Raw genomic sequence first — 13,225 nt, 5'->3', positions numbered from 1 at the left:
TTCGAACATATAACGAACTAGATGTTCGAGTTGTATTAATTCCTACAAATCGTTTAAAAATAACAAAGGCGTAAAAAGTATATGGAATTAAAATAGAGAAAAGACACCATTCAAGGTGTCTTTTCTCTATTTTGAATATGAAATGTAAGTAACTCGATTGTATGTAATAGTATGTGATATTTTCACACTAACTGATTAAGAAAAATTTAAAACTCTTTTCTTAATATATTTGTAATAAATTACATCATAAAATTTTATCAATATAATAAATAAAACTTTCTCAACATTATTTGATTTAATAACTATATTCAACCGCTCTCCAATCCATTACAATAATTTCACATTGGAAATACATGAATATTCTCAATGTTATAAATGGTTTATAACTTATAGGATTACTATGGGAAAGGATGTGAAATATCCAAAGAAAAATCATTTTTTATGATGAAATAAAAAATTTTAATGAAGAAAAAGTTATTTCATTATTTTCAAGTTTCGTTAAAGTGCATGTATTTATAATCACTATGAGACAAGGAGCAGAATCTAAAAAAAATTTTGTAGATTAGAAAATTGCATTTCAAAAATAAGTTAAACGTTTATGGAGGGTTATATGAGCGAGAAAATTTATTACTGGTCTCCGATTAAGCATTGGGAGAAGTTGCATAATGAAGTTTTGATAGGGGAAATGAGATTTACAGGTATTCTGTCTGAGTGGTTTCCTGATTTTTATTTTATGGCTCAAAAAGGTGTGAAAATCAGTGAACTAGTAGAGCGCTTTTCGTTAGGAAATGTAGAAGAGACACAAAAAAATATAGAGCTCATGATAAAAAATCGTGTGTTAGTAAGTAACATATTACACCCAAGAGAAGTATTTTCTTCACAAGAAAAGATTTTTTCAAATCCATATAGCAACCAGATTCGCTTTTCTAAAGAAAAGTTAGATAAGTATATGAGTGAACAATTAAATCGCACGCACGTTGCTGCGCGGTCAACCAAAATTCAACTTGAAACAACAGATGAGCTACCTACTATAATCAAGGAACGTAGGTCTTGTCGTCAATTTGATATGGAAAAATATATTAGTTTTTCGGAATTTTCCCAATTCTTATCAACTCTAAAACAGGTTAGGGAAGAAAAAATATACTATCATTACGCAAGTGCAGGCGGGCTCTATCCCATTGATATCTTTGTTTATGTAAAACCAAAACGTATAGAGGGTATGAGAGCTGGATTTTATTATTATAACCCATCAAAAAATAGTCTTGTGATTGTAAACAACATTGATCAAGTAATCAAAAGTGATCATGAGTTAATTAATCAGGATTTATTTACTCAATCTGCCTTCTCAGTTTATTTGGTTTATAATGCGAACGCTTCCATCCCGAAATACGGTTCAGATGGATATTTATTTGCTTGTATTGAGTCAGGCATTATCACTGCTACCTTAAATATGGTTGCTGAGACATTAAATTTAGGGGCTTGTTCAGTTGGTCATATGAAATTTGAAGAGATTCAGCAATTTTTATGTTTGGATAACCATCAAGTGTTTCTCCATGGGCTTGAAGTTGGCTTGAAAATTAACGAGTAGAAGAAATGAATATTAGGGGGATAAAGATAAAAATGCACATTAAAGATCGAAGTTCGATTCATGAAAATAAAGAAGTAGAAGCGTTTTGGAAGGAGCAATTATCTTCCGAGATTCTCGATTTTTCTGTATTTAATAGCGATTACCAACTAAATAAAGAAACACCTTGTGAGTACGTTCAAATCATAGTGAATGTAGAATTTAGTAAAAGTATACAAAAAATAAGTAAGTCTCAAGATTTATTATTATTTAGCTGGTTTCAAGCCGCTTTAAGGGTTTGTTTGGCACATTATACAGATCAAGAAAGAATTACTATTGGTATTCCTATAATTGAAAAGAATCTTGAACAAAGTGAGAATCTTAATAAGTTGATTCCTTTAGGAAGTGAAATCCATCCGCATCACACCTTTAAACAATTAGTAAATGAGATTGAACAAACGACTTTATTCGGGTATGAAAATCAGGAGTATTCGCTCTCTGAATTATTAGTTAAACACAATTTAACTCCTTTTCAAATTGTAATCGGGATGGAAGGATTACATAATGAAAATTCGCTAGAAGAATACGCAGAGAATAATTTAGCCCTATGGATACGAAGAAAATGGAATGAAATACATAATGAATTTGAATTTCAAATTTCTTGCAAGTCCCGTTCATTCTCTTCTTTGCAACAATTTGCCAATTCGTATTGTTATGTTTTAAAGCAAGTTTCACAAAACCCGAATTTGGCATTGAAAGATATTTGTATTATTGCAGAAGAAGAAAAAGAGTTGTTAGAAGGATTGAATACTTTTCAAACGGGCATAGACTTGTTTCAATCATTTCAAGATTTGTTTGAAGCGCAAGTATTAAAAATTCCAGATCAAATTGCTGTTGTTTGTAATGATCAATCTTTGACATATAGAGAATTGAATAAGAAAGCGAATCAATTGGCATCTATTCTTCAAAGTAAAGGTGTTTCAAAAGAAAGTATTATTGGCGTTATGGTAGATCGGTCATTAGAAATGATTATTGGTATGATGGGGATTTTAAAAGCAGGAGCAGCGTATTTACCAATCGACCCTAACTACCCAACTGAACGAATTGAATATATGTTACAAGATAGTCAAGCAAAATATTTACTTAGTAAGCGAACAGAGGAAGTATTGCCGCAATTTGCGGGTGAAGTACTGTATCTTGATAAAGAATATCTTTTCCAAGGTGAAGAAAGTAATTTAGTACGAGAACATAATCCTAATGATTTGGCTTATGTTATTTACACATCAGGATCGACAGGAAATCCAAAAGGGGTAATGATCGAACAAAAATCGCTAGTTCATTTTTTAAATGTAATGAGAGAAAAAGTAAAGGCTAATCAATCATTCTTGTTTCTTGCTAGTGTATCTTTTGATATTTCCTTGTTAGAAATATGTCTTCCTTTAACGCAAGGTTCAAAAGTAGTAATTGCTACAGAGGACCAGTTTGCAACAAAAGAATTGGCTCATTTAGTCAAAAAACATAAGGTAGATTTATGGGAATCAACGCCATCGCGAATGGAAGTGATTTTGAGTGATCCAGAAGGGGCAAATTTTCTAAAAGATTTAAAATCTATTTTATTAGCAGGAGAATCATTTTCCATTGATTTGGTTGAAAAAATTCGTTGTATCAGTGAAGCAACAATTTTAAATATTTATGGTCCCACAGAAACAACCATTTGCGCAACAGTAAAAGACTTGAGCACTTCCAAAGAAGTTACGATTGGCAAACCTAACCCGAATTATCATTCCTATATATTGAATAAGTATGGCCAATTAAAACCATTTGGAATTCCCGGTGAACTCTGCATTGCTGGCGTAGCGGTAGCACGAGGGTATCTTGGTAAAAATAAACTGACAGATGAAAAGTTTGTACCGAGTCCTTTTGCGGCAGGGGAAATGATGTATCATACAGGTGATCTCGTTCGTTGGTTGCCTAATGGAGAACTTGAATATTTAGGTCGAATGGATCATCAAGTGAAAATTCGGGGGTATCGGATTGAATTAAGAGAAATCGAAACTCAATTAAGGGAATATCCAGAAATAAACCAGGCTATCGTTGTTGATCAAGTGTATAGAAATAGGAAATTATTAGCTGCCTACTATGTTTCGGATAACAAGGTGTCTTTTGGTGAAATCAGAAAATATTTAAGTGATAAACTACCTGAGTTTATGATTCCTGAAAAAATGATTCAGGTAGAAGAGATTCCATTGAATCCAAATGGAAAAGTGGATAGAAAAAGGCTGTTGGATATAACACAAACAGATTATGTATCAATTCCATACGTTGCCCCGCGCAATGAAATTGAACAAAAATTAGTGCATGCATGGGAAAAAGTTATGGAGATTGAGGGAATCGGTATTCATGATAATTTTTTTGCATTAAAAGGAGAATCCATTAAAGCACTTCAGGTAATTAATTTATTAAGAAAAGACTGCTTAAAAATAAGTACAACAGATTTTTTTAAGCACCCTACGATTGCTCAACTGAGTTCTTGTGTAAAGTTAGAGCATAAAGAGGAAAACCTTGAAAGTAGACCAACTCGTGTTAAAGATTTATCTAAGCCATTTTCCTTAACAGAAGTTCAGACAGCGTATATGTTAGGACGGAATTCACAGTTTGAATTAAGTGGTATTTCACCTCAAACATATTTTGAATATGAAATAGCGTTGGATATCAATCGTCTTTCAAAAAGTTTTCAAAAGGTAATTCATCGTCATCCAATGTTGCGAGCTGTAATTTTACCAGAGGGAAAACAGCAAATATTACAAAGCGTTCCTGATTACGAGATTGAAATAGTGAGTCTCATAGATTTAGATGATAGGAATCAAAATGCTCGCTTACAAGAAGAGCGTTCTCGAATGACTAACCATGTATTCCCTTTGGGGCAATGGCCTTTGTTCGAATTAAAAGCCTTTCTTTTAAAAGAAGACACGTATTTATTATGTTTTCGATACGATGCTTTATTAATGGACGGAGCAAGCATGAACATTGTTGGACAGGATTTGTTGCATTATTATTATAAACCAAATGAAAAATTAGAATCTCTATCTTTTGATTTTCAAGATTACATGTTTATCTATGATGAAATGGAACAAAGCGAAGAATATAAAACAGCAAAAGATTATTGGACAAGTAAGCTTCCTGACTTTCCGTTTGCACCTTCTTTGCTGTTAAAAAAGGAACCAGCAGAGATTGCTACTCCTAAATTCCAATCACTTACAAAAATCCTGGACAATGAAAAATGGACAAAGCTACGAAAGTTAGCACAAGAGAAAGAGGTAACACCTTCCGCTCTACTTTGTACAATATATGGTGATGTGTTGGCATATTGGAGTAATCAACGTAAATTGGCAATTAATTTGACTGTATTTAACCGTTATCCTGTTCATAATGAAGTAGAACAGATTGTTGGAGATTTCACATCGCTTATTTTGTTGGATGTTGATGTAAAACCAGAGCAAACTTTCTTTACTAGAGTAAAAGAAACGCAATCTACTTTATTAGATGGCCTTGAACATCGTCATTACGATGGAGTTAACTTTATTCGAGATTTTACTCGATATCATCAAATGACGCCAAAAGCAGTTATGCCAATCGTTTTCACCTCGATGTTAGCAGGTGCAGGTGCTTTCTCTTGGGAACAACTTGGTTCTCTTCGCTATATTCATGCTCGGACTCCACAAGTGTATTTGGATAATGTAGTAATTGAAAAAAATGGAGAGTTATTAATTAGCTGGAACTATGTTGAAGAGTTGTTTGATGTTGATGTAATAGAAGCAATGTTTTCCCAATTTGTTTACTTATTGGAACAATTGGTGAAACAAAGCGATATAACATCTTTGCAGATGAAAGAATCGGATCAAACTTTAATTAAACAATACAATGAAACAACAGAAAAAATACCTTCAACTACTCTGTATCAATTATTTACAGACCAAGTAAAACGTACACCGGATGAAGTAGCGGTGGTATTTGAACAAGAATGGTTAACATACTCGGAACTTCATAAACGCTCCAATCAAATTGCCCACTTCTTAAAAGAGCAAGGCATTGGTCTAGGTGACAAAGTGGGTCTTTTAGCAAAAAGGCGAGTTGACACAATTGTTAATATGTTAGGTATTTTAAAAGCAGGAGCAGCTTATGTTCCGATTGATCCCGATCATCCTTTAGATCGCCAAACATATATTTTAAAAAATAGCTCATGCAAACTTTTATTAGAACCTAGTCTTTATGAAGAAAATCATTTGTCATTTTATACAACAGAAGATATGCCCGCTATTGCTGGTCCAGAAGATATTGCCTATATTATATACACTTCAGGAAGTACAGGGAAACCAAAAGGAGTAATTATTACTCACCAAGCGGTTACAAATACGATTCAAGACATAAATCAAAAATATGAGGTAAATGAAGATGATCGTATTATTGGTATCTCTTCCATGTGTTTTGACCTATCTGTATACGATATTTTCGGAGCTTTAAGCACAGGTGCAATGTTGGTAATGATTCGTGATCCAAGAAACATGCAAGAATTAATCCACACTGTCGAACGTAGAGGGATTACAATTTGGAATACAGTGCCTGCAATCATGGATTTGGCATTGGATCAAGTAGGTTCTCATTTTGAACATTCTTCTTTGCGTTTAGTTTTACATAGCGGAGATTGGATTCCACTTTCTTTACCAGAAAAAATAAAACGACATTTTCCGATTGCAGAAGTAGTTTCACTAGGAGGGGCAACAGAAGCATCGATTTGGTCAATTTATTATCCGGTCAAACAAGTGGAATCACATTGGAACAGTATTCCATACGGGATGCCCTTGGCAAACCAAACGTATTATGTGTTGAACTATGAAAAGAAAATGTGCCCTGTTGGTGTAATTGGAGATTTATATATCGGGGGAGTGGGCCTTGCTAAAGGATATTTAAATGATGAAAAGAAAACAAATGAAGCGTTTGTGTCACATCCTGATTTTGGTCTTATATACAAAACAGGAGATTGTGGAAAAATGCATTCTGAGGGATATATTGAATTTTTAGGCCGCCAAGATTACCAAGTGAAAATTCAGGGATATCGAGTGGAGTTAGAAGAAATCTCTCATTGTCTTCTAACTTATAAACAAGTCGAACATGCTGTCGTAATTGATCAAACAGATGAGAACGGAATAAAATTTTTAGTTGCATATGTGGTAACTGAGCAAAATATTAGTACAACAGAACTACGAAAGCATTTGCGAGATTACTTGCCAGATTATATGATTCCTTCTTATTTTGTTTATTTGGACCAATTACCCCTGACTTCAAACGGAAAATTAGATAGAAAAGCGCTCCCTACTCCGGAGAAACAAAAAAATGAAGTATTTATTGCTCCAAAAACTGAAATGGAAAAAATATTAACTAGTATTTGGCAAGAAGTACTCAAAATAGATCAAGTTGGAGTAAATGATCATTTCTTCGCCTTAGGTGGAGATTCGATAAAAGCGATTCAAGTGTCCGTCAGACTGTATCGACAAGGATTCGAGCTTGAACCAAAAAATCTATTTTCATTTCCTATATTAAGGGACATGGTTCAATTTGTTAAAAAGCTAGACCAGTTTTCAAGTTCACAAACAAATGATGTAAATATAATGAACGATAATAAAGCTACATTACTAAATGTTAAAGATAAACAACTTAATCAATATACACTTACCAAAATACAAGAAAAAATGCCGGATATAAAAATAGAGCGTATTTATCCGTTAGCACCTTTCCAGAAAGTTATTTATGAGCATGCTACGAATGAACCTGATACAAATGCATATTTTGAACAAACAATTTGGGCACTTGAGGGGGAGCTGGATATTAAACTCTTTATTCAGTGTTTCCAACAATTAGTTGATCGTCATGATTCTTTAAGAACAATAATTGTGCAAGATGAACAAGCAAAACATTGGCAAGCTGTTCTATATGATGTTCAAATAAATTCAGAAATAAAAAACTTGATTGAGATGACGAAACAAGAACAGCAAGAATTCCTAAAACAGTGGATGAATGAAAATTTAAGCCGAGGATTCAAAAATGATGAACTTATGACACGTCTCTGTATATTCCAACTAGGTAATAACGAGCATAAGGTAATTTGGAGTTCCCATCATCTATTATGTGATGGTTGGAGCGTCAGCATTTTGATAGACGAATTATTCCAGCTCTATGAAACAACAAATGCGGGAACTACGGCGGAGTTACCTATGGTAAAACCTTTTGAAACATTCATAGACTGGACTTTGGCACAAGATCATGAGAAAGCACGTCATTTTTGGCGGGATTATTTATCAGGATATAATCAGAAAATTAGTATTCCTAAAAAGAAAGTCCCATCTAAAAGTGAAGGGTTAAAATTCACTTTTATGGATTTAGCATTAGACAAGGAGTTGACTAATCAGTTACAGACATTTGTAACTAAAAACAATATAACTATGAATACAGCACTACTAGCTGTATGGGGAATATTACTTGGCAAATTCAACGGAACGAGAGAAGTAGTATTGCCTAATCTCGTATCAGTCAGACCTCCCGAAGTAGAAGGAATTGAAAATATGTTCGGGCTGTTCACAAATGTTTTGCCTATCCGACTAGCATGGACAGAAACGCAAACTTTTGTAGATTTCCTGCAAAAAGTACAACTAGAAACATTGAAATGTAATGAGTATGCATACTATTCATTTGTTGATATACAAAAGCAAAGTGAATTAAAAACTGACTTGACTGACCATCTTTGGGTTTTTGAAAACTATCCAACTAATCCAGCAATCTTTTCTTCAAATGAAAACAGACATTTTGCCATCACGGATTACGAAGTTGTTGATGAGCCACATGTAAAGTATGGAATTATGTGCTTCCCTGAAGAAAAACTTACAATAAAGTTTGGATATGATCAAACTTTATATGAAGCGAAGAAAATACAGGAAATATTAAATCACATCCATTGCTTAATCAACATGATTCTTCAAAATCCAATACAGGCAATCGATGATTACAAATTATAAAAAATCAAAAGGCGAGCAAGGACTCGCCTTTTTAAATAGAATAGGGGTAAATCAAATGACAAAAAACCTGCAGCTATCAGCCGAAGAGATGCGTCAGTTAGGATATCAAGCGGTTGACTTGATTGTTGATCATATGAATCATTTAAAAAGTAAACCAGTTTCAGAAACGATTGATAGTAATATTTTTAGAGACAAGCTAATTGAAACGATTCCGGAAAACGGATCTAATCCAAAAGAATTACTTCATTTTCTTAATAACAATGTGTTTAATCAAATTACTCATGTGGATCATCCTCATTTTATGGCTTTTGTGCCAGGTCCTAATAATTATGTTGGTGTATTAGCAGATTTTTTAGCAAGTGGGTTTAATGTATTTCCTACAGCTTGGATAGTAGGTGCAGGTGCTGAACAAATTGAATTAACGACAATTAACTGGTTAAAATCAATGCTAGGATTCCCTGATTCAGCTGAAGGCCTATTTGTCAGTGGCGGTTCCATGGCTAATTTGACTGCACTTACTGTAGCGAGACAGGTCAAGCTGAATAATGACATAGAAAATGCGATTGTGTATTTTTCTAACCAAACTCATTTTTCTGTAGATCGAGCACTTAAAGTATTAGGTTTTAAGCAGCATCAAATTTGCCGAATTGAGACAGATGAAGATTTGAAAATTTCAGTTAGTACTTTAAGAAAGCAAATAAAAGAAGATCGACTAAAAGGGAAAAAACCATTCTGTGTTATTGCTAATGCAGGGACAACCAATTGCGGAGCGGTTGATTCCCTCAACGAATTGGCTGATCTTTGTAATGATGAAGATATATGGCTACACGTGGATGGAGCTTATGGTGCTGCAGCAATTCTCAGTGAAAAAGGAAGGGAGTTATTAAGTGGAATTCATCGTGCCGATTCTTTAACGTTAGACCCGCACAAATGGCTTTTTCAGCCTTATGATGTTGGTTGTGTACTCATTCGAAATAGCCAATATTTAAGTGAAACATTCCGTATGATCCCAGAGTATATTAAGGATACAGAAACTAATATAGAAGAAAAAGTGAATTTTGGGGAGCGTGGAATTGAACTTTCTCGTAGATTTAGAGCATTAAAGGTATGGCTTTCTTTTAAAGCATTCGGTGTTACAGCTTTTCGTGAGGCAATTGATCATGGCATTATGCTAGCTGAACAAGTTGAAGAGTTTTTAAGGAAAGAAAAAGATTGGGAAGTAGTAACACCTGCCCAATTAGGAATTGTTACTTTTCGTTATATTCCATGTGAGCTAACATCTACAGATACAATTCATGAAATAAACAAAAAATTGGTGGAAGAAATTAATCAAAGAGGATTTGCTATGCTAAGTACTACTAAATTAAAAGAAAAAGTAGTAATTCGACTTTGCTCTATCAACCCAAGGACAACAAAAGAAGAAATACTTCAAATCATGATGAACATAAAAGCATTGGCAGAGGAAATAAACACATCGCCTAAACATCTTATATCTGTTTCTCAACCTTGATATATTAGGCGGATTTTACATATTAATAGCCGGTTCTCATTTAGAATCGGCTATTATGTTTAAATGATAAATATATATATACTATTTATAAGTGTTTCTCTTGTAATGGGATTAAGCCTCAACCTTGGATACTCGTTTGAAACCAGTCTTTATTGCTTGTACTATTTCGTTCACAGCATAAATAGATACATCGGCATTTGGATTTAGCCCTTCAAACCAGTGATAGGCATTTGGATATAAATGAAACTCCACATCAACACCAGCTTGCGCTAGTTTGCTTACATAGGTTAATGTTTCGCTGCGGAATGGATCTAATTGACCAACAAATGTGTAAGTATACGGTAAGTCACTATAATCCTCAGCTCGAGAAGGTGCTGCATAGGCAGGGATTTGATCCGTTCCATACATTTCTCCTAAATACATTTTCCAGCCAGCTTCATTTGCCTTTTGGTTCCAAACAAATCCCTCTTTAATTTCATTCGCTGAAGGTGTATCATTTCTGTCATCAATCATTGGATATAGTGGCATTTGTAAACAAATTGAAGGATATTTTCGATCTCGGGCTAATAATGATAATGCTGCTGTTAGTCCACCGCCGGCACTTACTCCTGCAACCCCAATACGATTTGAATCAATGTTTAATGACTTTGCATTATCAGCAATCCATTTTAAAGCTGAATAACAATCCTCAATTGGTGCTGGGTAAGGGTGTTCAGGTGCTAAGCGGTAGTCTACAGATACAACCACACAGCCAGCTTCTTTTGCAAACCTCATACAAGTATCATCGTTATCATCTATAGAACCTAAGATATAACCACCACCATGTATCCATAATAATACAGGTAAAGATTCATGATTTGATTTTGGACGATAAATTCTTAATGGTAACGGATTATCATCAGGTCCAACAATGACTTTATCTTTTAACGAAAGGGAGTCATCAACAACGGTAGGTGGTCTCATTTGAGCTATCCCTTCTCTGATTGATTGCAAGTTTTCCGGGCGTAAATCGAGATCCGGAAACATCTCTAACCCTTGTAATAATTCTGGATTTACTCTAGTTTTCATTTTAGCACCTCTATTTGTAATTGTTTTCAAATAAATGAAGTGTATTCTAAGTAGTTTAATTGTGAAAGAACACCACAATTAAATTGTAAATTGGATATGTTATAACAGTCAACAGAATATTCGGAAATTAAAACCTTTCTCAAGAAGGAGTTTCATGCAATTAATAATACAAGTTGTGGATTTAAGAGCAAAGTGTTTTAATGTCATTGCATTTATGTACATTTAGTTGTCTGATTAAACTAAGTGATACTTGTTCGAATTCATACTCGGAAAAAATTCATGCATATATATATAATTTCATGAAATCCTTATATGCAAGTATTAATATAGGAGAACAATAGAAAAAATTCTTTTTGAGTTTAGAAAAGGGGTAGATTCTTTTTCTTTATCTAGACTCATGAAGAATTTATAGATAGTTAGCTTAAAAAATAAACAAAAAGAGAAAAACTAACAATACAAGTATAAGATTATGTACTTAGTAACCTCTCACTTTAAGGCATGACATTGGATAAGTGCGGGGAGTTCAATCTATTTTGAATAAAATTGATAGTATCAGTTGCAATTTTTTTACGTTTAAGAACGATCCCCGCATGCCCACATGTATAAATATATCGTGTAGGTCTTTCCCAAGATTCCCACAAGTAGTCTGTATCCTCAGAATGCACATATAGATCGTGCTTACCTGAAATTAATAAAATATTTTCTTTTTTTACTTTTGGCAATGCTTGACTCGGTTCAGTGATTTTCCAATAATCTATTAAATCATCATACGTAACACCATGATGTTCCAAGTCTTCTCTAATAAATTTACCTGGAGTTGTATTCCAAATAGAATAAGAAAGTCGATTTGCATAGAAAATGGATGCTAACACATCAATTTCTTCTTCAACAAGAGAGGCTAAGTTAGTAATAAATCCACCTAAACTAACCCCTATTAGAATCAGGGGACCATTTTTATTTGCTTTAATCCATTTAATCAAAGCTCGTAAATCAGCTACCGCTTGTCTAGTTGCTTGTACTGTTCGTTCAATATTTGCACTTACCATATACTCTCCACTGAATAAGGATTGATCGGGTTTTCTTTCAAAATGATAGGGTAGAGTGAAATAATACATATTCCACTTGAGGCTGGTCATATGATCGTGGAATATTTTTTTCACACGTTCGTTAGAATCCATTCTCCAACCATGAACAAAGATAACATGAGGTGCATTTTCATTTTTATGTAAGAATAATTCCCCAGTTACAGAGTCGTTGCATGAATCACCGGATTGAACCGAGCTTTTATATTTGAATTGCCCAACCATGTATTCATTTTTTTTCTTTAAATGCTTAATGTCAAAATGAATATAGGATGGTTTTACTTTATAAAAAGATTCTATGTCCTTTATATTTAATGAAGTGTTAGAAAGGGAAGTATACTGAAACGCTACACTTCTTTTTTTGTGTAAATCATATAAGGCGTACCGATCAATGAGTTTTGAAAAAATCAAATTAACCTCCTTCAAAATACATATTGTTTAAAACACAGACAAAATTTATGTTTTAAATTAATTAGGAAATATTCTCTTTTCCTAATAGTAGGTGCTTGAATTATAAAAATAGATGATAAATTTGTATATTATATTATAAATCTTGCAATAAAATAAAACTATAAATAATTTATATTAAAATTTAAGAAGCAAATTAATATTCTTATCCTTATAAAAGAATGCTAACTTGCTTCTTTTCTTATTAAAAGATGTAATTTCTATGAGGAACTTAACAATTCCCATATAGATATTCACAAATAGGTTCTCTATATTTATTGTAAAGAAATTATACAATAAATATTTTTATGTTACATACATTAAATCAAGCTTAACCTCTCTTTTTTCTATAAGTCTCTTAAATTGACTAACTCCTTACCAATATTCTGAATAACTACACATAAACTCCTTATATCTCTAGTTAAACTACCGATTAGCTCCATATAAACTCTAGATAACCTATATAGAATACAAGTTATCAAGGAGG

Annotated in this window: 5 protein-coding genes; 3 read left to right on the top strand and 2 right to left on the bottom strand. The window is 33.3% G+C overall.

The window, feature by feature from the left end:
• Window positions 1-610: 610 nt before the first annotated feature.
• From C4S65_RS12360 to C4S65_RS12350, 3 genes are read left to right on the top strand one after another with little or no spacing between them, the layout of a single operon-like run.
• Window positions 611-1,588 (top strand): SagB/ThcOx family dehydrogenase, encoded by a 978-nt coding sequence (locus tag C4S65_RS12360; RefSeq protein WP_141527012.1) that lies wholly within the window; start codon window positions 611-613, stop codon window positions 1,586-1,588.
• A 32-nt stretch (window positions 1,589-1,620) separates the two neighbouring features.
• Entirely contained in the window at window positions 1,621-8,631 is a 7,011-nt protein-coding gene (locus C4S65_RS12355; RefSeq protein WP_142391531.1) for a non-ribosomal peptide synthetase, read from the top strand.
• Between the two features lie 55 nt (window positions 8,632-8,686).
• Entirely contained in the window at window positions 8,687-10,141 is a 1,455-nt protein-coding gene (locus tag C4S65_RS12350; protein ID WP_000164810.1) for an aminotransferase class I/II-fold pyridoxal phosphate-dependent enzyme, read from the top strand.
• 111 nt (window positions 10,142-10,252) lie between these two features.
• Here the strand turns inward: C4S65_RS12350 and C4S65_RS12345 are convergent, their stop codons facing one another.
• Both C4S65_RS12345 and C4S65_RS12340 read right to left on the bottom strand, forming a co-directional pair.
• A complete protein-coding gene (locus C4S65_RS12345; protein WP_000857934.1) occupies window positions 10,253-11,209 on the bottom strand; it encodes an alpha/beta hydrolase in 957 nt (318 codons plus the stop codon).
• A gap of 491 nt (window positions 11,210-11,700) precedes the next feature.
• Entirely contained in the window at window positions 11,701-12,702 is a 1,002-nt protein-coding gene (locus C4S65_RS12340; RefSeq protein ID WP_098838501.1) for an alpha/beta hydrolase family protein, read from the bottom strand.
• Window positions 12,703-13,225: the final 523 nt, after the last annotated feature.

The sequence above is a fragment of the Bacillus sp. ok061 genome, from assembly GCF_900108285.1.
Classification (GTDB): Bacteria; Bacillota; Bacilli; order Bacillales; family Bacillaceae_G; genus Bacillus_A; species Bacillus_A thuringiensis_S.
Note: the sequence above shows the minus strand (reverse complement) of the source record. Positions and strands in the feature narration are given on the sequence as shown.